Origin of the sequence: Paraburkholderia phosphatilytica (genome assembly GCF_003443895.1) — a bacterium.
Classification (GTDB): Bacteria; Pseudomonadota; Gammaproteobacteria; order Burkholderiales; family Burkholderiaceae; genus Paraburkholderia; species Paraburkholderia phosphatilytica.
The window spans coordinates 39,670-62,014 of the sequence record NZ_QQOA01000044.1; the positions used below are offsets into that span (position 1 = coordinate 39,670).

Consider the following 22,345-nt stretch of genomic DNA (forward strand, 5'->3'; position numbering starts at 1 on the left):
CTCCGCCCAAAGCGTGTTCCGACAATATGGAATAATCGGCGCTGGACGGATATCCGTCCAATATCGATTTTCGCGTTATTGATACACGGTGGATATCATGGATTTACGCCGCATCCGCTATTTCGTCGTGCTGGCCGACACGCTGCATTTCGGCCGCGCGGCGCTGCGCCTGAATATGGCGCAGCCGCCGCTCAGCCAGCAGATTCGCGTGCTCGAAGACGAGCTGGGCGCGCAGCTCTTCGAGCGCGGCAACCGTCGGGTGGATCTGACGCCGGCCGGCAAGGCGCTGCTGCCCGAAGCGCGCGCGTTGCTCGCGCAGGCCGAGCGCGTGGCGACGGTGGCGGCGCGCGCGCAGCGCGGCGAACTCGGCGAGCTGCGTGTCGGGCTGACCGGGTCGGCCGCGTTTACCGCGCTGATTCCGCGGCTGATCCTGAAGTATCGGGAGCGTTTTCCCGGCGTGCATCTGCGCATCGAGGAACTGACCACGCAGGAGCAGCTGACGGCGCTGCTCGAACAGCGCCTCGACGTGGCGATCGTGCGCAGCGCGTCCGCGCTCGATCTGCCGCCCACGTTGCGCGCGATGCGCCTGTTCGAAGATTCGCTGGTGGTTGCGTTGCCGCCTCAGCACCGGCTGTCGGATGCCGCGAAGCCGCTCGCGATCGGCACGCTGGCTGACGAAGCGTTCGTCATGTATCCGCGCGAAAGCGGTACCGGCGTCTACGACCAGATCGTCGCGCTATGCAGGCAGGCGGGTTTCGCGCCGCGTATCGGGCAGGAGGCGCGGGTGGCGGCGACGATCGTCGGGCTCGTCGCGGCGGGGCTCGGCGTGGCGCTGGTGCCAGAGTCGATGCGCGCCGTCAACGCGAATGGCGTGGTGTACCGGCCGTTGAAGGACAAGGGCGCGCGTTCCGCGATGTGGCTGGTCTTGCGGACCCATCAGCCATCGCCGCAGGAATCCGCGTTCGCGGCGATGGCGAAGACGGAAGCCGCACAGGCACGCGAACACGCCGCTTCGGATATTCGTCAGGAACCCTGAGTGTCGGATGCGGCGGCGTGTTCTGCCAGCCGTGCGCGCAGCAGATCGATCAACACCTGCTGCGCATGCGAGCCCGCGCCGCTCGCTGGCAGCAGCGAAAACACGCCGATCGACACTGCCGGCTCGATACAGGTGAGCGGCGCGTTCCTGCGGCCCGCCGTCGCGGTGAACTCGTCGACGATCGCATAGCCCGCGCCGCAATCCACCAGCGCGCGGGCGAGGTAGTAGGTGCGCACCTCGATCGCGGGCGCGCGCGCCTCGAGGCCCAGTTCGCGCAGCTTGCGGTCGATCAGCGAGCCGAGCGGGTCGGCGGGATCGAGCCCGATCCAGCGGTCGGACTGCATGTCGGCCAGCCTGAACGGCGCGCCGTTCGCGGGTGTCTCGTCGGGCGGCCCGAGCCACGCGAGTCTCGCACGCCCCAGTTCGGTGGCCTCGATGCCGGCGCGTACCGGCGGATCGAACGCGATGCCGATGTCGAGTTCGCGCGCGAGCAGCGACGAGCACAGCTCGTCCGTGTGGTCGGTCTGGATGCTGAGCGACACTTCCGGATACTGCTTCGCGAACTGCGCGACCGCTTCCGGCAGCAGGCTGAGACCGATGCTCGGCACGCAGCCCACACGCAGATGGCCGCCCGGCCGCGCGTTCAGATTGCGCGCGAGACGACGGACGCTTTCGAGCCGTTCGTGCAGCCCCTTGGTTTCCGCGAACAGCAGCTCGGCTTCGCGCGTGGGCCGCAACTGGCCGTGCGCCCGCGTGAACAGCGCCACGCCGACGCTGCGCTCGGCGCTTGCCAGCATCTTGCTCGCGGCGGGCTGCGAGATGCACAGCAGGTCGGCGGCTTTCGACAACGAACCTGCCTGCATCACCGCGTGAAAGACTTCGATGTGGCGTAGACGCATGATGTGCGAACCTGGACTACGGAAGGGAACGCGCCGTGCCGGTCACGCGCGGCGGATCGTTCAGCCGATCGGCCATTTCGGCAGCGACACCTTGCGGTACGGCAACTCGTGCCAGCGTGGCGTCGCGGAGCCTGGCGCGCCGACGTACAGCACGCGTTTCGATACCTGCGAGAACGACGCGTAGAAATGCTGCGCCGACTTCACGACGATGATGCGCCGGCTCGCGAGATCGCAGCCGAGGCCGGCGAACAGGTCGACGTTCAGCGCCTGCGCCCGCCATGATATCAACACGCATTCCACCCCGCCGACGTCGACGAGCGCGCTGTCGCCGACCGAGGTCGGATTGCCGGCGAGGCCCGTCATCGTATGGCCGCGGACCAGCGCCTTCACGTGGCAATCGGCATCCACGGGGTCGCCGGACATCGGGCTGATCTTGCCGCCGATGCGCATCTTCAGACGCGCGCCGACGCCCGCCGTGAACGCGATCTGCACGGCGACCGGGTCCCACAGCGGGCCGAGCGTCGCGTCTTCGATGCCGCGTTCGATCAGCCGGCGCAGCAGGAAGGTCGAGTCGCCCGCGGCGCCGCTGCCGGGATTGTCGGAGCGGTCGGCGAGGATCACCGGGTGTTCGCTCGATGCGAGCGCTTCGTCGAGCGCGGCGTCGACATCCAGGTAATGGACCCTCAGCGCGTCGCGCATCGCCACGAGTTCATCGGCGAGTTCGCGCGCGAGCCGCGCGGCGCCGGCCGCATCCGCGTCCTTGTAGACGAGCATCTTGCAGCCCATGTCCGGCACGTCGCCGGTTGCGAAACCCTGGATCGCCGAGATGGACAGCACGCCGTCGTGCCCTTCCATCGCCATCAGCCGGTCGACGAAGCCGCGCGCCGGCTCGCGCGTGGTGTGCATCGGCACGACCATGCCGGTATCGGCGATTGCCGCGACCGGATGGATCGCGCCGGCAGCGGTGCGCGCGCACAGATCGACCAGCTCCTTCGCGCGCGGGTAGATGTCGGTGTGCGGATACTCCTTGTAGGCGACGAGCACGTTCGCCTGGTCGACCATCGTCTGGCTCAGGTGCGCATGCGGATCGAGCTCGGCGCCGATCACCACGCGCGGGCCGACGACCTCGCGCACGCAGCGCAGCAGCTCGCCTTCGCAGTCGTCGACGCCGTCGGCCACCATCGCGCCGTGCAGGCCAAGCAGCACCATGTCCACCGGCATCGCGTTGCGCAGGTCGGTCAGCAGTTCGTCGCGCAACTGCTCCCACGTTTCGCGCGTGGTCGTGCCGCCGGGCTGCGCGCCCGTCACCATGCCTTCGATCAGCGTCCAGCCCGCGTCGCGCGCGTGCTCGCGCGCCGCGAACATCGGCCCCGCGTAGTTCGATATCTCGGGCGGATGCTGGCCCGCGTGGTAATGACCGTGGGCGCGAAAGTCCTCGATGCCGGTCGGCATCGGCGAGAACGTATTGGTTTCGGTTCCGAGTCCTGCAGTGAACACACGCATGCTGTCTCCTGTGGTCCGATCGATTGAGTCTTGTCCTTCATGTCGTTCGGCGTGCCGCGTCGTCGTGCAGCACTGGCGATGCGCTGCGTGACGCGCCGCGTAATGCTCCGTACGCCCAGCTGAACGGGTCGAGTGCCAGCGCAGGTGTGCGGCCGCAGACGAGGTCCGTCACGAGTCGCGCGCTCGCGCAGGCGAGCGTGAAGCCGAGTGCGCCGTGGCCGACATTCAGCCACAGATTCGGCAACGGTGTCGCGCCGAGTATCGGTTTGCCGCTCGGCGTAGCGGGCCGCGCGCCGCTCCAGCCGCGTGCCGCTGCGTAGTCGCCGGCGTGCGGAAAGGTCTCGCGAGCCTGGCGCGCGAGCAGCGCAAGACGATCCGCGTTGCCATGCGCGGTGTGCTCGATACGTGTGCCCGCGACGTCGACCATGCCCGCGATGCGCAGGCTGTCGCCGAGCCGCGCGTAGACGATCTTGTGATGCGCATCCGTCACGCTGACTGAAGGCGCGAGATCCGTGCCGCGAATCGGCAGCGTGAGGCTGTAGCCGGTGAGCGGGTAGAGCGGCACGTCGAGGCCGAGCGGTTTCAGCAGCGCGCGCGTGCCGTTGCCGAGCGCCACCACGACGTGATCCGCTTCCAGCTCGCCGCGGCTTGTCCGTACCGCGCGCACGCGTCCCTGCGCGACGTCCAGCGCGTCGATGCGCGTGCCGGGCATGAGCCGTGCTCCGTAGCGTTCGGTTGCCGCGCGCGCGACGCCGCGCGTGAAGCCGAGGCAGTCGCCGGTTTCTTCTGAGCGGGTGTAGATGCCGCCGGCGAGCTGGCTCGCGAGTGCGCCGAGCGCCGGTTCCCGTTCGACACATGCGTGCGCGTTCAACGCCTGCTGCTCGCAGCCCAGCGCTGCCTGATAGCGCATCAGACGTTCTGCCGCGGCGAACGCAGCCGGGTCTCGATACACGACGAGCTTGCCGCTTTCCCGGTGCGCAAACGGGATCGCTTCGTCGTCGAGCAGTTCGCGCAGCATCGCCTGGCTGTAGAAGCCGAGCGCGAGCAGTTCGCGCGTGGTGGCGCGGCTGCATGCTGCGGTGCATTCGCGCAGGAACGCGATGCACCAGCGCCACTGGTCGACGCTGAACGAAGGGGTGAAGCGCAGCGGTGCCGTGCGCGACAGCAGCCAGTGCGGCAGCTTGCCGAACACCGATGGGTCGGCGAGCGGCGCGACGTAGCTGTAGCTCAGCTGTCCGCCATTCGCGAAGCTCGTGCCGTGGCCCACCTCGTCGTGCTGCTCGATGACGGTGACTTCATGGCCTTCGCGGGCCAGCCAGTACGCGGTCGTGATGCCGATCACGCCGCCGCCGAGCACGCAGATTCGCATAGCCTGTGGCTCCGTATTTGCCGTTGCGGGCAGGAAAACCGCAGTATGGAAGCCCCTTGACGGCGAAACAAATGAAAAGGCGTGGGTGCCCATAACCGCAGGCTATGTCTTGTTGCGGCAGCAAGCGCGTAACCCGCTCATAACCCGCGGTTATGGCCTCCGCTTATTTTTCATTGGACAGCGGGCGGCCGCGCACGCACAGTCGGCGGTCAGCAAGGGCGGCCCTCGCTGTGCGTGCGGGGCTGCCAGACAACCAGTCCGCAAACGGAGAAGAGGGGATGACAGCGACATTCAGCAGGTTCCAGAAGACGTCGTGCCTCGTGGGGCTGTTCCTGGCGTGGGCGGTCGGGTATGCCGACCGTGTGCTGATGAGCACCGCGCTCGTGCCGATCTCGCACGAGTTCGCGTTGAACGCGCGCGAGGCCGGCATGCTGCTGAGCGCGTTCTACATCAGCTACGCGCTGATGCAGCTGGTGGGCGGCTGGCTGTCCGACCGCTTCGGCTCGCGCATCGTGGTGGTAATGTGCATCGTGGTCTGGTCGGTGTTCACCGGCGCGACGAGCCTCGCGTGGTCGTTCGTGTCGCTGCTGGCGATCCGCTTTCTGTTCGGCGTGGGCGAGGGCAGTTTTTCGCCGGCGAGCTCGGTGACCGTCGCCGAGGTGTTTCCGAAACCCGAACGCGCGCGCGCCAAGTCCTTCCTGATTTCCACCGTGTATCTGGGCAACGCGGCCGGCTCCGGCATGATCGCGCTCACGGTGGCGAAGCTCGGCTGGCGGGGCTCGTTCGAGATCCTGTCGATGACGGGCGTCGTGGTCGCGGCCATTCTATGGATGTCGCTCAAGGGCGGCATGGCGCAGCAGCGGCAACGCAAGGCCGAACGTCCGCGCATGGTGTGGCGGCCGGTGCTGCGCATGCCGATGGCGTGGCGGCTGTGCGCGATCTGGTTCTTCACGAGCATGCTGTACGTGGGCGTGCAGTCGTGGATGCCGAGCTACCTGCTGAAGACCTATCGCATCGACCTGATGCATGTCGGCCTCGCGGTGACGGTGCCGAACCTGATCGCGTTCTGCGGCGGCTACGGTGTGGGTGCGCTGCTCGACCGCTTCGGCGCGCGCTACGAACGCCTGTTTCTCGTGATGGGCGCGCTCTGCGCCACGGTGTTCTTCTCGCTGATGATCACGACGACCACGATTGCGCTGCTGCTCGCGTACTGGACGCTCTTCCTGCTGTCGTTCAATTTCGTCTACGCGACCGTGTTCGCGGCGCCGCTGCGGCACGTGCCCGAGCACCTGATCGGCAGTACGTCGGGGCTGATGAATTTCGGCGGCCAGCTAGGCAACACCATCACGCCGGTCGCGACGGGCGCGCTGATTGCCGCGTCGGGCGGCGCGTTCTTCTCCGCATTCTGGCTGATGATCGGCGCGGGCGTGCTGGCGACGATCGCGGCGGCCACATGGAAGGTGACGGCCCCGCCGTCACAGCTGAATGCCGCGGCCGCGCCGGGCAGCCCGAACCGCGAAGCGATGGACGAGGGCCTGAACGCACAGCGCTGATGCGGCGCTGTGCGCAAACCGTGGCGGGCCCGCCGGGCCTGTCCGGATACATTGGAATACAAAAATCGCATGCGATTGAATCGTGAGCGATTGACATGCGTGACCGGTTCCTCCAGAATGCATCGCATGCGATTGAATCGCATCCAATGCAATATCCCTGTCAAACCCATGAGGAGCTGAACATGAGCAAGATCGACAAAGTGCTGTACACCGGCAAGACGCGCACGTCGTCAGGCGGACGCGATGGCGAAAGCCGCAGCGATGACGGCCGCCTGGACGTGAAGCTGTCGTCGCCCGGTAGCGCTGGCAACGGCACGAACCCGGAACAGCTGTTTGCCGCGGGCTGGTCCGCGTGTTTCATCGGCGCGATGCAGCTTGCCGCGCGCGCGCAGAAAGTGGCGCTGCCGGCCGACCTGGCGGTGAATGCCGAGGTGGATCTCGGCACGGGAGAGGGCGGTTATTTCCTGCAGGCGCGCCTGAACGTCAGCCTGCCTGGCGTGGAGCGCGACGTCGCGCAACGCCTCGTGGATACCGCGCATCAAACCTGCCCGTATTCGAAGGCGACGCGCGGCAATATCGATGTGACGATCAATATCGTCTGAACGCGGTTCAACTGTTGCGACGTATGACATGCGGCGCCGGGGGCGAATTGCCCCGGCGCCGCCGCCGCTTCAACCTTCCTGTTCTTCCACCGAGCGAATCAGGTTATTGCGCAGCGTGACGATCGCGCGCTGCATCTTCGCGAATTCGTCGGACGTGAGGCCGGTGGCCTCGGTCAGGTCCATGCAGAACCCTTTCTCGCGCAGACGCCGGCCGGTTTTCGTCAGGCTCACCAGCACCTGGCGTTCGTCTTCCGGGTCGCGCTGCCGCTGCAGATACCCCATCGCTTCGAGCTTCTTGAGGATCGGCGTGAGCGTGTTCGATTCCAGAAAGAGCTTTTCGCCGAGGCTGCCAACCGTCTGGTTGTCCTGCTCCCACAGCGCGATGATCGTGATGTACTGCGTGTAGGTGAGGCCGAGTTCTTCGAGGATCGGCTTGTACGCCTTGCCGAACGCGAGATTCGCGGAATACACCGCGAAGCACAGGAAGTCGGAGAGCTTCGGTTCGGCAACGGTAGTCTTGTGGTTCGAGGCCATGAGGATGCTGCTCCCGGATATGGACAGATACTGGCTTATATTCTATCGCATCCGATTGAATCGGAACCAATCGGATGCGATGGGGGAGACCTCGATAATCTGACTCGTCGGTCAATGCGCGGCAGCCGTGCTCGCGTACGTCGATTCCCATCCGCCGCCCAGTGCCTTGCACAGCGTGATCAGATTCGCGTCGGCGGTGGCCTTGCTCTGTTCCAGATTGCTTTGAGCCTCCAGCAACTGCTTCTGCACGTTGAGCACGTCCAGATAATCGAGCGCGCCTGCGTCGTAGCGTTGCCGTGCGATCGAGAGCGCGCGTTCGTTCAGGCTCACGACTGTCGTGAGCCGGTCGCGCCGCTGCTGTTCCGCATCGTAGACGTTCAGCGCGTCGTCCACTTCTTTCCACGCTTCGAGCACGGTGCGCTTGTAGACGATCGCGGCTTCCTGCTGCTGAGCCTCGCGCAGTTCGAGCGTGCCTTTCAGGCGTCCGCCTTCGAAGATCGGCATCGTGATCGACGGACCGAGCACGAACTGACCTGACGCCCAGTTTGCGAGGCTCGACAGTTGCAGGCTCTGGAACCCCGCGCTGCCGTTCAGCGAGATACGTGGATAGAAGTCCGCTTTCGCCATGCCGATCGATGCGGTGGCTGCATGCAGGTCGGCTTCCGCCTTGCGAATATCGGGCCGGCGCTGCACGAGCTCCGACGGAAAGCCGATCGGAATCTGTCCGGGAAGCGCCGGCACGTCGTGCGGCTCGTCGAGCGTTTGCTTCAGCGCGCCCGGTTCTTCGGCGAGCAGCATGCCCATCGCGTTGATCAACGTATCCTCGCGCGATTCGAGCGTTGGAATGATGCTCTCGATCGACTCGGCCTGGGCCGCGGCGTTCGCCCGGTCCAGGTCCGTCGTCACGCCATCGCGCACGCGATCCTGCGTCAGCTTCGTCACGTCGTTCGCGATCGCGAGGTTCTGCTTCGCGATCTGCAGCAGCGACTGCGTGTCGCGCAGGTCGATATAGTCGCGTGCAAGTTCCGCGCGGGCCGAGAGCAGGATCGCATTGCGATCTTCGTACGACGCGTCCGACAGCGCGCCCGCGGCTTCGACGGTGCGACGCACGCCACCCCAGATGTCGAGTTCCCACGATGCGTCGAAGCCTGCCTGATACAGGTTGTACGCGGGCGAACCCTTCGATCCCGGCACGGGTGCTACGCCCAGCGGCGTGGCGCCCGACGCCGATTGCGACTGCGCGCCCGTCGGCGACACGCCGAGCAGCGACAGGATGCCGTTCGGGCTGCCGCGCTCGCGGTCGTACGATGCGTTGGCATCCACCGTCGGGTACTTTGCCGCGCCGGCCACGCGCTGGTTGGCCCGGCTTTGCTGCAGACGCGCGGAGGCCGCGGCCACGTCGAGGTTCGCGTCGGCCAGCTGCTTTTCCAGCGTGTTCAGCGTGGGATCGTTGAACAGCGTCCACCAGTCCGGGTTGAAATCGGCTTCCACGGGCTTGCTTGCCGATTGCGCGGTTTCCGTGCGATCGAACACCTCAGGTGTAGCGCTCTTCGGCGGTTCGAAGTTCGGGCCCACGGTACAGCCGGTGATCGCGAGGCTCACGAGGATCGTGATCAGGATCTCGCGGAGGGAGAGTCGGATCGCGTTCATTTGTCTTCTCCTTGCTGCACTGCTGTAGCGCGCTGATCGCGCTGGCGGCCAACCGCCACTTCCGTTTCAACCGAAAGCCCCACGCTCAACGCGGACGCCGCCGGTTGTCCCTGCTCGATGGCGATCTTCACCGGCACGCGCTGCACGATCTTCGTGAAGTTGCCGGTGGCGTTGTCCGGTGCGATCGGCGCGAAGCTCACGCCGGTGGCCGGCGCGAGACTATCCACGTGACCGCGGATCACGACGCCCGGAAAACTGTCCACCTTGATGCGCACGCTTTCGCCGGGCCGCATTTTCGTGATCTGGTTCTCCTGGAAATTCGCGACCACATACGCATCCGAGAGCGGCACGATCGCGAGCACCGGCGCACCAGGCGTCACGAATGCACCGACGCGCGCCGAGCGCCGTCCGATCTTGCCGTCGACGGGTGCGCGAATTTCGGTGTACGAGAGGTTCAGCTCCGCCTGCTGCAGCACCGCTTCGGCGCGCTGCTCCGCGCCTGCTGCCTTGTCGCGCTGCGTACGCAGCACGTCGAGATTCTGCTCGGTCGCCGACAGCGCGGCGCGATCGTGCGCCTGCTGCGCGAGTTGCTCGGCCAGCGTGCTCGACGCATGCTGCTGCTCCTGCGCGGTGCCCGCGCCGGTTTCCGAAAGGCTCTGGTAACGCGCTGCGTTGGCCTGCGCGAACGAGATTGCCGCCTGATCGGATTGCAGTGCCGCGCGCGCCTGGTCGACGAGCGAGGGCTGCCGCGCGATCTCGGCATCGAAATTCGCCACGGCCGCTTTCGCTGCGGCGACATCGGCCTGCGCGCTCGACAATGCCGCGCGGTAGTCGCGATCGTCGATACGCACCAGCAATTGGCCGGCTTTCACCGACTGGTTGTCGTCGACCAGCACGTCCGAGATCTGCCCGCTGACGCGCGGCGCGACGAGCGTGAAATCGGCTTGCACGTAGGCGTCGTTGGTGGATTCGGTAGTCGGGTTCGCGAAGAGCTTCGTGGAGCCCCACGCCGCGACACCGAGTGCAACGGCAAGCACCGCAATGCGGATTGTCTTCGGATTGGAACGGATAAAGTTTGACATGATAGATACGCCCCTTAGTGGGAAGAGGGAGGCGTATCACTCCACGGCGGGTAGATACGCACGGGTAACACCGGAACAATCAGAAGCAGGACGATGGCGACGCCTGCCATCACGCGGTACAGGTCCGCGGATGTCAGTACCACGGCCTGCTCGTGGAGGCGGTGTGCGAGTTCGTCGAGGCCATGAGCCGCGTCGATGCTCTGGCTCGCGATCAGCGCATGGTTGCCCAGCTGATCGACGAGGACGGTCGAATGAAAGTGTTCGCGCGCGGTGCCCAGGCTTTCTATCAGGCCGGTTGCCGCGGCGGCGGAAAAGGTCTTCAGCGAGTTGAACATCGCCGATGCGAAGGGTCCTTCGGTGGGCGGCAAACCGGTTGTGACGCCCATCAGGATGCCCATGATCAGCATTGGCTGCGCGAGGATCTGCAGCGATTGCAGCAGGTAGAAATTCTGGCGCGTCCAGTCGCTGCTCATGAAGCTGCCCATCAGGCACGTCGCGATCATCAGCGAGATTCCGGTTGCGAGCACCCAGCGGCTATCCACGCGCTTGAGGTTCAGGATGGCAGCGGTCAGCGGCAGCGTGATCAGCAGCGGCACGGCAACCAGCAGCGACAGCGGCGCAGTTTGCAAAGGCCGGTACGAATGAACCTGCGCGAGGTATTGGCTGGGTATCGCCGTGACGCCGACGATCAACGTCACCGCACCCGCAAGCGTCGTCAGGCCATGCGTGAAGTTCCTGCGCGACAGCATCTGGAGCTTGAAGAACGGCAGCGGATGAAACCATTCGTTCACGAAAAACGCCACCAGCAGCAGCGCGCCGCCACCCACCATCACGTAGATGAACGACGAGTTCAGCCAGTCGAGCCGGTCGCCTTGCAGCAGCGCGATCACGAGCATTGCGACGGCTGGAAAGCCGGTGATGAAGCCGGTCCAGTTGAACGAGCGAAGCCGTTCGAGCTTGAGCGGGTCGTCGGGCAGCCCTTGCTGGATCGCCACGCAGCTCAGCAGACCGAGCGGCACGATCTGCCAGAACGCCATGCGCCAGCTCACGAACTCCGTCCACAGCGCGGCGAGCGGTGTGCCGAGCGCCGGCCCGAACGTCGCGGTGAGCGCGTAACCCGCGAGTCCGTACAGCTTCACCTTCGGCGGCAGATAGCGAAGCGCGACGATGATCAGCATCGGCGGCAGACATCCGCCGGCAATGCCCTGCAGCACGCGCAACGTGTACAGCGACGCCACATTCGGCGCGAACGGACACAGCACGCCGAACAGCATCGTCGCGATCACGGCGCCGATCGTAAAGCGCTTCAGCGTGAACGTGATGCCGAACCATGGCGCGAAGACCATCGTCGCGACATTGGCGGCTTCGAACAATGCCGTCAGCCACGTGCCGTCGTCATGCCCGATCGACAGCGCGCCCTGAATGTCGGTCATCGCCTGCGCGGTGACCTGTTCGTTCAGGATGGCCAGCAGGGACGCGAGCAGCATCCCGATCAGGCCGCTGGCAAGACGAAGCGAAAGCGTGGCCTGAGCAGGCGTTCGCGCGGGCGTTTCAGTCGTCAAAGGATGAGCGGTAGACATAGCGGTTGCCCTCACGCGCGAGGCTGAGCCTCTTCGAAGTACTGCGGCGCTTCCCGGCGATCGAACATGCCGTACTCGCGAATCACGCGGATCTGGCGCGCGCGCACATCGCTCGGCAGCGTCGCGCTGCGTGCGAATGTGTCGGCAGCGTTCTGATCGCGCCACGTCGCCACCACGATCACTTCACCGGGCGTCATCAGCGCGTCGAACACGTCCCATGCAACGAGGCTCGATGCGCTTGTGTCGAACCCCAGCGATTTCGCGACGACTTGCGCGCCGGCCTGTTTTACCCATTCGGTTTCGCGCTTCGCATCGAGCAGCATGACCGCAGTGCCGGCGCCCGTTTCGGTCACGTCGAGGCGTTGTTCGAGCAGCACCTGTCCCGCGGGAATCCGCGTATCCGCGACGATCTGGCCAATGCGCAGCCGGTAGTCGGCGAACACCCGATCGCGCGCTGCCTGCTGCACCTTGTGATGCTTCGTCGTGGTGCGCCAGCGGATCAGCGACTTCTCGTCGCGCCAGCTCGACAGCGACAGCGGCCATCCATCGCGCGTCAGGCTCGCATAGCGGGTGTTGTCGACGAACCCGTCGATCTTTTCGAGCTCGGGACGAAGCATCTTCGCCATGCCGAGATAGGCATCGAACTGCTCGGGTATCGGGTTGACTTCAAGCATTGCGGAAAACATGACGGGCGCTTCCTTTTCTGTTGATACGACGTGACGTAAACCTTCGCGGGGCCGGCTGAATTCAGTGCGTTTTCCGCGGTGTTGAACCAGGCCAGGCGGTGAGTGAATTGTCTGTGAGCGGTCGCATTTTCTGAAGCAAAAGCGCGGCGGTTATTGGGCCATTGAATGCGCGAAATTTGCCATTAGATACGGGTGCTGAAACAGTGTTTTCAGCACGGCAGGCAACTGAATCTGATCGCGTCGAACGTGATGAAAAGCGCTGCTTCATAAGCGCATGAAAGCGATCGAAGCTGGCCATTCTTGATGCGTTTCAGGCCATGAGAACGCGCGGCGCATTGCGATGCCTACAATCGCGCCATATGTATGGTCTTGACGAGACAGGAACGGGAAATGGACAAACTGCGCGAGATGGAAGTGTTCGTTGCCATCGTCGATCGGGGCAGCTTCACGGGCGCGGCGGAAAAGCTCGGCATGTCGACACCCGCGGTGTCGCGCGCGCTCAATTCGCTCGAAGCGCGGCTCGGCACGCAGCTGCTTGCGCGCACCACGCGCACGATCCGTCCGACGGATGCGGGTGTGGGTTATCTGGATGCGTGCCGCAAGGTGCTGGACGCGGTCACCGACGCGGAAGCGGACGTCGCGGCCGACCCTCTCAATCCCGTGGGCACGCTGACCATTTCCGCGCCGGTGCTGTTCGGGCAGCGCTTCGTCGCGCCGCTCGTGAACGCGTTTGCGCTGCGCTATCCGGAGATCAGCATCCATGCCGTCTACGCGGATCGCACCACGCGACTGCTCGACGAAGGCGTGGATATCGCGGTTCGCATCGGCCATCTGGGCGATGCTTCGATCTTCGCGATTCCGCTAGGCTTCGTGCGGCGTCAAACGTTCGCAGCGCCCGCCTATCTCGCGACGCATGGCGAACCGGTGCATCCCCGCGACCTGTCGAATCACCGCTGCGTGTCGTTCGCAGGTGTGTCGCATCCGCTCGAGTGGGTGTTCAACGAGAACGGTGCGAGGCTACCGGTGCGGCTACAGCCACGGATGATCGTCGATCTTGCACCTGCCGCGATCCAGGCGGCGCTCGACTGCGTCGGGATCACGCAGTTGCTGTCGTATCAGGCGGCGCCCGAAGTGCTTGCCGGCAGATTGCGGCCGGTGCTGACGGCATTCGAGCCCGAGTCTACGCCGGTGAATCTGCTGCACGTCGAGCGGCGAGGCAGCAGCGGCAAGATCCGTGCATTCGTGGAATTCGTGACCGCGACTTTGCGCGGCAATCCGTATCTTCAAACCGAAGAGGCGACGGCAATGCACAGCTCGCGGTAAGCCGACACCAGCGCATCGAGGCTGAATGCGCGGTTGAGGCCGCTTGGATTCGGCAGCACCCAGACGCGCGCGCCGCCGAAGGTCTCCGGTTGCAGACCCCATTCGATATCGCGTTTGCCGGACATCGCGGCCAGCGCCATCTTGCCGAGGAACGCGACATAGCGCGGCGCATAGTGTTCGATCTTGCGTTCGAATGCCGCGGCGGACGCGGCGATTTCGACGCGCGTGAGTTCGTCCGCGCGTGCCGTTGCGCGCGAGACTGCTGTGGTGAGGCCGCAGCCATAGCGAAGAAACGTGTGGTCGTCTTCAGGGCGAATCTGTTCGCGCGTGAAGCCCGCGAGATGCACGACGCGCCAGAACCGGTTGTTTCGGCCCTCGAAGTGATGGCCCGTCAGCGCCGCGCGCAGGCCCGGATTGATGCCGCAAAACACCAGCGACAAACCCGGCGCGAGGATATCCGGCAGCGGTTGGGATGCAACGGCGACACTCACGGATGCGCGGCGCCTTGCGTAGCCGCTCGCTGGCTTGCGGCGCCGTTGAAGGTCCACGGTGCGGCGCCATCGGTGTCGGCACGAAAGCGTTGCCGATACTGTTTGGGCGTGACGTTCAGACGCCGCGAGAACGTGGTGCGCATCTGCGTTGCGCTGGTGAAGCCGCAATTGAACGCGACGGTTTTCAGCGGCGCATCCGAGTCTTCCAGCAGCTTCCTCGCGGTGTCCACGCGAACCTGTTCGACGAATGCCGACGGCGTGACCTTCGCGTACTTTGCGAACAACCGCGAAAACGTGCGCCGGCTCACGGACACCGCGCTCGCGAGCTGTTCGATCGAGAGGGCATCGGTTATATGTTCGGTCACGTACCGGTGCACCTTGCCGACGATCGGATTTTCGTCCTTGCCGGCGCCGATGTACGGGCTGTATTGCGACTGGCCGCCTTCGCGCTGGATGTACACGACGAGCCGCTTCGCGACGCGCACCGCCATCTCGTGGCCCCAGTCTTCCGCTACGAGCGACAGACACAGATCGATGCCCGCCGTCACACCGGCCGACGTAAACAGCCGGCCGTCGCGGATAAAAATCCTGTCGGGCTCCACGCAGGCATCTGGAAACTCGGCAGCGAGGCGCCCAGCGTCCGCCCAGTGCGTGGTCACTTCGCGGCCGTCGATCAAGCCGGCGTGCCCGAGCAGAAACGCGCCATTGCAGACTGAGCCGAAGCGGCTTGCACCACGCGCCTGATTTTGCAGCCATGCAAGAAACTCGCTCGATGGCTGCGAGTCCGGCAATTGCGGACCGCCTGCCACGAGGATCAGATCGTACTGGGTATCGGCATCGGCATAACCGAAGGGCACCGCAAGCTGCATCCCGTTCGAACAGGTCACGGTGCCGGCGCGGCTTCCCACCAGCGACACTTCGTACCGCTGATGCGCGGGGAGATTGGCATTCGCTTCTGCAAAGACGTCGAGCGGACCCGCGACGTCGAGTGCTTGCGCACCATCGGAGACAACAATGGCGACCTTCATGTCGTGACCTCGATCAGGGTTGCGCAAGCTTGCGGGGTACTACGTTTCGGCATCGCTTCGCGGAGGTTTGATGCAGAACGATCCGCGTCAGCAACGAGAGTGGCCAAGCTTACAGCATCCATCGCATCGCGCGCCCTCCATGGCCGTTAAATGACTTTTGCGTCCGTGTAAAGACTCGGAGCCGTGGCCCAAATTGCACTTCAAATGGCCTGCTAACGCGCCACCTGCAGGTTTCCGCTGGCGCGTCCATTCAATAGACTGGGTTCGAAGGGAATAGCCCGGCACTGAAGCGAAAGCCGGGCTGTTCCTGCAATCGCATCGGCGCTGAATGGTTCGTGCCATGCGCGGATTGGACGCTTGGAGTCACGGCGTATGCGTATCGCAATCATGTTGTATGCGGGATTTCAGCTGCTCGATGTGAGCGGGCCGATGGACGTGTTCCAGGAAGCCAACCGCCTTTACGGCGCGACGTTCTACGAGCAGCAACTCGTCGGACCGTCGCATGGGCCGGTGATGTGCTCGAACGGCACGGCGGTGAGCACGACAGCGAGTCTGCGCGACGCGCGCGCGTCGTTCGATATCGTTGTGGTGCCGGGCGCTCCGCTGGTTGCCGCGGAGCACGAGCATCGCGAACTGGTGGACTGGCTCAGTCGTACGGGACGCAACGCGCGCAAGCTCGCGTCGGTATCGAACGGCGCTTTCCTGGTGGCGCGTGCGGGTCTTGCCGATCATCGCTGGATGATCACGCATGGCCGCGATGCGCAACGTCTTGCCAGCGAATATCCGCTGGTGAACGTGACGACCGATCTGAATTGCCTGAAGGACGGCAACCTCTATTCGTCTGACGGTGTGAGCGCCGGCATTCATCTGGCCTTGACGCTGGTCGAGGAAGACCTCGGCGAGCACGCGGTTCGGCGTATCGCCAGTGCGTTGCTGATGTAACACGTGCCGCACGGCGGCACTTTCTTTTGACCGGCGGCTGACGCAGTCAGCGCCAGTTTCGACACGAGTCACTCATGACCCAGAATCCAGACCTCGCTTCACCCATGCTTTCGACGCAACCCGATGCCGGCGAAACCCTGTCAGGCGCCGACATCATTCTGCGCGTGCTGGCGGAACAGGGTGTCGATACGCTGTTCGGCTACAGCGGCGGCGCGATCCTGCCCACTTACGATGCCGTGTTCCGTTTCAACGAAACGCAGGCGGCGCATCGCGAGCGGCAGATCCGCTTCGTGGTGCCTTCGAACGAACAGTCGGCGGGTTTCATGGCCGCGGGCTATGCGCGGGCCAGCGGAAAAGTGGGCGTATTCATGGTGACGTCCGGTCCGGGTGCGACCAACGCGGTGACGCCGATCGCCGACTGCAATGGCGATTCGATCCCCGTCGTGCTGATATGCGGACAGGTGCCGCGCGCGGCGGTCGGCTCCGATGCGTTTCAGGAAGCGCCGGTTTTCAACATCATGTCCGCGTGCGCGAAGCAGGTTTTCCTCGTGACCGATCCGGAAAAACTCGAGCAGACGCTGCGCACCGCGTTCGAGATCGCGCGTACGGGCCGACCCGGTCCGGTCGTCGTGGACGTACCGAAGGATATCCAGAACTGGACCGGACGCTACCGCGGCGAAGGGACGTTGCAGTTTCGCGGCTATTCGGAACGCCTGCGAACGGCAGCGAACGGCACGCGTCTCGACGACCGCAAGCGGGCTGTATTCTTCGAGCTGCTTCGGCAAAGCCGGCGGCCGTTGCTGTATGTGGGCGGCGGTGTAATCGCAGGTGGCGCAAGCGCCGAGCTGCGCGAATTCGCCGAGCGTTACCGGATTCCCGTCGTGACCACGCTGATGGGCCTGGGCGCGATCTCCGCGAAACACGAGCTGTGGCTCGGCATGCTGGGCATGCACGGCATGGCCTCGGCGAACTATGCGGTCGAAGACTGCGACTTCCTGATCGCGGTCGGCGCGCGATTCGACGACCGGGTTGCGGGCGGCCGTCCCGAAGCATTCGCACGCGGCGCGACGCACGTCGCGCATATCGACATCGACGAGGCAGAGATCGACAAGGTCAAACGCACGCACTGGAGTCACGTCGGCGATGCGAAAGCGACGTTGCGAGCACTGCTGGACGATCGCGCCGCAGTGCCATCGCCTGCGGGCTGGATCGAGCACGCGATGGATCTCAAGCGGCGTTACGCGATGAACTACGATCGGCATGGCGCCGCGATCCAGCCGCAGTTCGTGATCGAGAAGTTGAGCGAGATCACCGGCGGGCGTGCGATCGTCACTACAGGTGTCGGCCAGCATCAGATGTGGGTCGCGCAATTTTATGCGTTCACCGAATCGCGCAGCCTGCTGACGTCGGGCAGCATGGGAACGATGGGCTTTGGCCTGCCCGCCGCGATCGGCGCGCAGCTGGCAAGGCCGGACGCGCTCGTGATCGACATCGATGGCGACGGCAGCATCCGGATGAATGCCGGCGAGCTGGAAACAGCGAGCACGTACGGCGTGCCGGTCAAGGTGCTGCTGCTCAACAATCGCGGCGACGGCATGATCCGGCAGTGGCAGCGCCTCTTTTACGAAGGACGTACGTTCGTGAGCGACAAGTCGCTGCATAGCAAGGACTTCGTGATGGCGGCGCGGGCGGACGGCTTCGAATTTGCACGACGTGTGGAAGCGGTGGACGAGCTGGAGGTGCAGCTCGCGGCATTCGTGAAATTCGAGGGGCCTGCGTTCCTCGAAGTGATGATCGACCAGAACGCCGACGTGTTCCCGATGGTGGGACCGGGCCAGAGTTACGCGAACATGATCACCGGGCCCTTCATTCCATCGCGCACCGGTGCGGATCCGGACCGTCGCGACGACGGGCGTCCATTCGTGGCGGACATGTTCTAGCCATGCTGGATTCCGCTCACTCCTTTCCAGCCGAGCCGAACGTCGCGATCGACGAAGACCGGATTCACAAGGCGCTCGCGAACCCGTTCCGCCGAAAGATCCTCGCATGGCTGAAGACGCCGCACGAGACGTTTGCGCAAGGGCACATCGATTTTCGTCATGGCGTACCGGTCAACGCGATTCAGGCGCGCTGCGGCTTGTCGCAGTCCACGGTATCCGCGCATATCTCGACGTTGCTCGGGGCCGGGCTGGTCGTGTCCACGCGGGTGGGGCAGTGGATCCTGCTGTCCCGCAACGAAGCGGTGATCGCCGCTTTTGCGTCGCAGATCGGTTCACGGCTTTAGTTGGCGCTCTGATTGCGCGCGGCGCGGGCGCAAATTGCCCGGCCTCTGCCTGCAATTCATCCTATGCTTGAATGTCCCGGCGAGCGTCGGGCGATTGCCATGCGCAATCTTCACATCGAGGGACGTGCAAGGCTGACGTATTGCGGCGCGAGATCGCGCGGAGGCGCAGTCATGAATCTGTCTTCCGGTTTTCAGCTTCGAAAGATGCCACTGCGTCACGGCAGCGGCGCGATGCCCGCGATCGGATTCGGTACGCTGATTCCCGATGCCGCCACGACGCTGAGCGCGACCCGGGACGCGCTCGAAACCGGCTTTCGCCACTTCGATTGTGCCGAGCGCTATCGGAACGAGCGTGAGGTCGGCGAGGCATTGCATGCGGGACTCGCTGCGAACGGTATCGCGCGCGAAAGCATTTTCGTGACCACCAAGCTGTGGAATTCGAATCATCGGCCGGAGCGGGTTGGCCTGGCTTTCGACGCAAGCCTTGAAAGACTACGGCTCGACTATCTGGATCTGTATCTGATGCACACGCCGTTCGCGTTCAAGCCGGGAGAAGACCAGGACCCGCGCGATGCAGCAGGCAATGTGATCTACGACGATGGCGTAACGTTGCTCGACACGTGGCAGGCGATGGAAGCGCTCGTGGACGCAGGGCGTTGCCGCGCGATTGGACTGTCCGACATCGGCCTCGAGGAACTCCGGCCGCTTTGCGAAGCGGCGCGAATCAAGCCGGCTTCGGTGCAGGTCGAGTCGCATCCGTATCTGCCGGAAACCGAGCTGCTGGAATTCTGCAACGAGCAAGGGATCGTGTTTCTGGCGTTTGCGCCATTGGGTCATGGCATACGGCCAGGACCGCTCGAAGATCCGGTCGTTCTGCAGGTTGCGTCGAGCACCGGCAAGACGCCGGCGCAGGTGCTGCTCGCGTGGGCGGTACAGCGCGGCACCGCGGTGCTGACCACGGCGAAGACCGCGGCGCGCGCTAAAGAGAATTTCGACGTGTCGCCGCTGCCGCAACACGCATTCGATGCGATCGACCGCATCGAGACAAGGCAGCGGTACAACGAAGTGGTGAAAACGGGCACACCGGGTTTCATTCCGCGCAGAACGTAGCGTCAATCGTTGGACGAATGCACCGGCGCCGAGGTGAAAGCATCGGCACCGGCGCCGGGGCTACGCTCAGTGCGCGCGGCTTAGTGGCCTGCGCTCTGGCCGCCATCCACGTGCAGGATTTCGCCGGTCACGAACGGCGCGTCGTCGAGGTACAGCACCGCGTTCGCGATGTCGCTCATCTCGCCCATGTGGCCGACCGGATGCAGCGCGTCGAGCGTGGCGTGCGACTCCTTCGGATGCATCGGCGACTTGATGATGCCGGGCGACACGGCGTTGGCGCGAATGCCGCGCTTCGCGTATTCGATCGCGAGCGATTTCGTCGCGGCGGCGAGGCCGCCCTTGGTCAGCGATGCGAGCACCGACGGCACGCCGTCGATCGGATGGTCGACGAGGCTCGTCGTAATGTTGACCACATGTCCGCTGCCTTGCTTTTCCATTTGCGCGACCGCGCGCTGCGTGATGTGGAAGAACCCGGCCACGTTCACGGCCATCACGGACGCGTAATCTTCGGCGGTATAGGCAGTGAACGGCTTGGCGATGAAAATGCCCGCGTTGTTGATGAGCGTATCGATCCGGCCGAAGCGCTCGAGTGCTTCGGTGGCTACGCGCCGCGCGGTTTCAGGGTTGCTGATGTCGCCGGCGACGGTCGCGATATCCGGATCGTCGGACGGCTGGATCGAACGGGCGGTGGCAACGACGCGGTAATCGCGGTTGCGGAATGCCTTGACGATTTCCGCGCCGATGCCTTGCGATGCGCCGGTAACGATGACGACTTTGCGATCTTGACTCATGATGGGTGACTCCGTGTTGATTGATGGGCTCTGGTAAGCGAATCGGAACGTCGGTTCCGATGGACATCAATGTAGGCGAGTCGGGCTGAAAATCGCAGTCACGGCGCGTACCAACAGTCTTGCGTTGGCGTCATTAATCGACTCGCTCGACGTGCTATCGAGCCGGCTCGATCTGCGCGATGACGACGAGTATCACGGTGGCATTCGCCGGCAACTGCGAATGCGAGAACGCCGAGCGCGCGTGCCCGGCCTTCTCGCCGAGCGCTTTGGCGAAGAGTTCGGACGCGGCGTCGAGCACGGCGGGCTGGTCGTAGAATCCGTCTATGCAACTCACGTGGCCCTCAACCCGGACGATGTGATGCAGCCGTTCGAATCCGCCCAGATGCCGCTTGATCTGCGCAAGCACGTTGAGGGCGGTGAGCTGGGCGGCGTGCTTGCCGTCCTCCGTGGTGCGCTGTTCGCCGACGCGGCCGGTGTACACCAGCTTGCCGTTGACGAGCGGCACCTGGCCGGAGATGAACAGCAGGTTGCCCGCTTCGCTGACAGCGGTGTAGCTGCCAAGCGGTTGCGGCGGTGCGGGGAGGGTGAAGCCGAGATCGGCGAGTTTCTGTTCGACGGTCATGAAATTCTCCTTGCGAGTGTCGTCGTGGTGTGTGTGAACGAGGCTGCGATATCCGGTATCGACCCGCAGACCTGTCACTCACTGTAGTCATGGCGCCGCAGCGGATAAATGCTGTCGGCGCAAATCTTCTGGGACGTGGTGTAACGAACGGGAGACACGATGCAACGAAAATTCGACGACCTGTTGCTGGGCAGCATCGAGCTCTTCTGTCTGGCGGCGGAACTGGGCAGCTTCACGCTGGCAGCAAACTCGGCGAGCGTGACGCCGGCCGCGGTCAGCCGTTCCGTATCGCGGCTGGAAGAACGTCTTGGCGTGCGCCTCTTCGTGCGGACCACGCGGCAGATCCGGCTGACCGACTCGGGCCGGCGCTATTTCGAGCAGTGCCGCGATGCGCTGTCGCAACTCGTCGACGCCGAGCGCGAAGTGACCGGGCAGCAGACCACGCCGGCGGGCGTGCTCCGGGTCAGCATGCCGACGCCGTATGGCCACTACCGGCTACTGCCGATGTTGCCTGCGTTTCGCGAACGCTATCCGGAGGTGACGATCGACGCGCACCTGAGCAACCGCAACATCGACTTCGCCGAACAGGGCTTCGATCTGGCCATTCGGGGCAAAGCGCCCGACGATTCGAGCCTGGTCGCTCGCAAGCTGGAGGATGCGGAGATGGTGGTGGTGGCGACGCCCGGCTACCTGAGACGTGCTGGCACGCCGAAGACCGTAGAAGACCTTCAGTCGCACGAATGCATCCAGTTCGAGCTGCCGAGCAGCGGGCGGAATCTCGCGTGGACGTTTCTCGATGAAACGGGCGAAACCGATGTGTTGACGCACGGATCGTATGGCACGTCGGGCGATGCGCTGGCCGGCGTCACGCTTGCGCGCAGCGGCGCGGGGCTGTTTCAGACCTACCGCTTCATCGTCGAGAACGATCTGCGAGAAGGCCGGCTGGTGGAAGTGCTGAAAGACCGCGGCGGGTGTTCGCGGCCATTCATTCTGCTGTATCCGCACGCACGGTATCTGTCGTTGCGTGTGCGGGTGTTCGTGGATTTTCTGGTCGAGCAGCTCGGGCAGAAGCCGGTGCGTCGTGGCCGGGGCGCGCCGATTGTCGTGCCCGAACGCCGTGTGTGAAGCGCATGAGGTTCGCGCGCTAAGCCTTCGCACGCTGCACTATTGAGGTTTACTTAATCCATGACAACCGACCTTCAGTTCGCGCGTTATAAGGTCAGTACCTTGATCGGAGGAACGGTTCATGGCCAAGATGGA

At 64.6% G+C, this 22,345-nt stretch carries 21 protein-coding genes; 9 read left to right on the forward strand and 12 right to left on the reverse strand.

Translation table 11 applies throughout. The features are described from left to right. The first annotated feature begins 97 nt into the window (after positions 1 to 97). The gene (locus DVS29_RS30930; protein WP_118184337.1) at positions 98 to 1,036 is read left to right on the forward strand and encodes a LysR substrate-binding domain-containing protein; all 939 of its coding nucleotides are present in this window, start codon (positions 98 to 100) and stop codon (positions 1,034 to 1,036) included. On the opposite strand, the gene DVS29_RS30935 is transcribed toward DVS29_RS30930, so the two are convergent. Genes DVS29_RS30935 through DVS29_RS30945 form a run of 3 tightly spaced genes read right to left on the reverse strand, consistent with a single transcriptional unit; the run spans position 1,024 to position 4,807 of the window. After that, positions 1,024 to 1,935: a LysR family transcriptional regulator gene (locus tag DVS29_RS30935; RefSeq protein ID WP_118184338.1), complete on the reverse strand. Its 912-nt coding sequence runs from the start codon at positions 1,933 to 1,935 to the stop codon at positions 1,024 to 1,026. The genes DVS29_RS30930 and DVS29_RS30935 overlap by 13 nt on opposite strands. Positions 1,936 to 1,995: 60 nt before the next feature. Further along, positions 1,996 to 3,438 carry a M81 family metallopeptidase gene (locus DVS29_RS30940; RefSeq protein WP_118184339.1) on the reverse strand — a complete coding sequence of 481 codons (1,443 nt, stop codon included), beginning with the start codon at positions 3,436 to 3,438 and terminating at the stop codon, positions 1,996 to 1,998. A gap of 37 nt (positions 3,439 to 3,475) precedes the next feature. Then, entirely contained in the window at positions 3,476 to 4,807 is a 1,332-nt protein-coding gene (locus DVS29_RS30945; RefSeq protein WP_118184340.1) for a D-amino acid dehydrogenase, read from the reverse strand. A 278-nt stretch (positions 4,808 to 5,085) separates the two neighbouring features. Here DVS29_RS30945 and DVS29_RS30950 point away from each other — a divergent pair, with 278 nt between their 5' ends. Both DVS29_RS30950 and DVS29_RS30955 read left to right on the forward strand, forming a co-directional pair. Beyond that, positions 5,086 to 6,360 (forward strand): MFS transporter, encoded by a 1,275-nt coding sequence (locus tag DVS29_RS30950; protein ID WP_118184341.1) that lies wholly within the window; start codon positions 5,086 to 5,088, stop codon positions 6,358 to 6,360. A gap of 182 nt (positions 6,361 to 6,542) precedes the next feature. Beyond that, the gene (locus DVS29_RS30955; RefSeq protein WP_118184360.1) at positions 6,543 to 6,962 is read left to right on the forward strand and encodes an organic hydroperoxide resistance protein; all 420 of its coding nucleotides are present in this window, start codon (positions 6,543 to 6,545) and stop codon (positions 6,960 to 6,962) included. 69 nt (positions 6,963 to 7,031) lie between these two features. Here the strand turns inward: DVS29_RS30955 and DVS29_RS30960 are convergent, their stop codons facing one another. The 5 genes from DVS29_RS30960 to DVS29_RS30980 all read right to left on the reverse strand — a co-directional run bounded on the left by DVS29_RS30960 (position 7,032) and on the right by DVS29_RS30980 (position 12,494). After that, positions 7,032 to 7,496 carry a MarR family winged helix-turn-helix transcriptional regulator gene (locus DVS29_RS30960; protein WP_118184342.1) on the reverse strand — a complete coding sequence of 155 codons (465 nt, stop codon included), beginning with the start codon at positions 7,494 to 7,496 and terminating at the stop codon, positions 7,032 to 7,034. A gap of 111 nt (positions 7,497 to 7,607) precedes the next feature. Beyond that, a complete protein-coding gene (locus DVS29_RS30965; protein ID WP_118184343.1) occupies positions 7,608 to 9,146 on the reverse strand; it encodes an efflux transporter outer membrane subunit in 1,539 nt (512 codons plus the stop codon). After that, positions 9,143 to 10,228, reverse strand: coding sequence for an HlyD family secretion protein (locus DVS29_RS30970; RefSeq protein WP_118184344.1), 1,086 nt, complete (start codon positions 10,226 to 10,228; stop codon positions 9,143 to 9,145). The genes DVS29_RS30965 and DVS29_RS30970 overlap by 4 nt, the downstream gene beginning before the upstream one ends. A gap of 14 nt (positions 10,229 to 10,242) precedes the next feature. After that, positions 10,243 to 11,808, reverse strand: coding sequence for an MFS transporter (locus DVS29_RS30975; protein WP_118184345.1), 1,566 nt, complete (start codon positions 11,806 to 11,808; stop codon positions 10,243 to 10,245). Between the two features lie 11 nt (positions 11,809 to 11,819). After that, on the reverse strand, positions 11,820 to 12,494 hold the full coding sequence (locus tag DVS29_RS30980; protein WP_118184346.1) for an antibiotic biosynthesis monooxygenase family protein: 675 nt from the start codon (positions 12,492 to 12,494) through the stop codon (positions 11,820 to 11,822). Positions 12,495 to 12,884: 390 nt separating this feature from the next. Here DVS29_RS30980 and DVS29_RS30985 point away from each other — a divergent pair, with 390 nt between their 5' ends. Then, on the forward strand, positions 12,885 to 13,817 hold the full coding sequence (locus DVS29_RS30985; protein ID WP_118184347.1) for a LysR family transcriptional regulator: 933 nt from the start codon (positions 12,885 to 12,887) through the stop codon (positions 13,815 to 13,817). Here DVS29_RS30985 and mug read toward each other — a convergent pair. Both mug and DVS29_RS30995 read right to left on the reverse strand, forming a co-directional pair. After that, positions 13,778 to 14,308: a G/U mismatch-specific DNA glycosylase gene (gene mug / locus DVS29_RS30990; protein WP_118184348.1), complete on the reverse strand. Its 531-nt coding sequence runs from the start codon at positions 14,306 to 14,308 to the stop codon at positions 13,778 to 13,780. The genes DVS29_RS30985 and mug overlap by 40 nt on opposite strands. Continuing rightward, positions 14,305 to 15,336 (reverse strand): GlxA family transcriptional regulator, encoded by a 1,032-nt coding sequence (locus DVS29_RS30995; RefSeq protein ID WP_118184349.1) that lies wholly within the window; start codon positions 15,334 to 15,336, stop codon positions 14,305 to 14,307. The genes mug and DVS29_RS30995 overlap by 4 nt, the downstream gene beginning before the upstream one ends. A 372-nt stretch (positions 15,337 to 15,708) precedes the next feature. Here DVS29_RS30995 and DVS29_RS31000 point away from each other — a divergent pair, with 372 nt between their 5' ends. From DVS29_RS31000 to DVS29_RS31015, 4 genes are all read left to right on the forward strand, one after another. Next, positions 15,709 to 16,278, forward strand: a complete 570-nt coding sequence (locus DVS29_RS31000) for a GlxA family transcriptional regulator (protein ID WP_118184350.1) — start codon at positions 15,709 to 15,711, stop codon at positions 16,276 to 16,278. A gap of 74 nt (positions 16,279 to 16,352) precedes the next feature. Further along, the gene (gene ilvB / locus DVS29_RS31005; protein ID WP_118184351.1) at positions 16,353 to 18,218 is read left to right on the forward strand and encodes a biosynthetic-type acetolactate synthase large subunit; all 1,866 of its coding nucleotides are present in this window, start codon (positions 16,353 to 16,355) and stop codon (positions 18,216 to 18,218) included. Between the two features lie 2 nt (positions 18,219 to 18,220). After that, the gene (locus DVS29_RS31010; RefSeq protein WP_118184352.1) at positions 18,221 to 18,562 is read left to right on the forward strand and encodes an ArsR/SmtB family transcription factor; all 342 of its coding nucleotides are present in this window, start codon (positions 18,221 to 18,223) and stop codon (positions 18,560 to 18,562) included. A gap of 171 nt (positions 18,563 to 18,733) precedes the next feature. Continuing rightward, the gene (locus tag DVS29_RS31015; RefSeq protein ID WP_118184353.1) at positions 18,734 to 19,672 is read left to right on the forward strand and encodes an aldo/keto reductase; all 939 of its coding nucleotides are present in this window, start codon (positions 18,734 to 18,736) and stop codon (positions 19,670 to 19,672) included. An 80-nt stretch (positions 19,673 to 19,752) separates the two neighbouring features. Here DVS29_RS31015 and DVS29_RS31020 read toward each other — a convergent pair whose 3' ends face one another. After that, positions 19,753 to 20,463: an SDR family NAD(P)-dependent oxidoreductase gene (locus DVS29_RS31020; RefSeq protein WP_118184354.1), complete on the reverse strand. Its 711-nt coding sequence runs from the start codon at positions 20,461 to 20,463 to the stop codon at positions 19,753 to 19,755. 154 nt (positions 20,464 to 20,617) lie between these two features. Beyond that, positions 20,618 to 21,085, reverse strand: a complete 468-nt coding sequence (locus DVS29_RS31025; RefSeq protein WP_118184355.1) for a RidA family protein — start codon at positions 21,083 to 21,085, stop codon at positions 20,618 to 20,620. A 159-nt stretch (positions 21,086 to 21,244) separates the two neighbouring features. Here DVS29_RS31025 and DVS29_RS31030 point away from each other — a divergent pair, with 159 nt between their 5' ends. Beyond that, the gene (locus DVS29_RS31030) at positions 21,245 to 22,210 is read left to right on the forward strand and encodes a LysR family transcriptional regulator (protein WP_118184356.1); all 966 of its coding nucleotides are present in this window, start codon (positions 21,245 to 21,247) and stop codon (positions 22,208 to 22,210) included. Positions 22,211 to 22,345 lie beyond the last annotated feature (135 nt).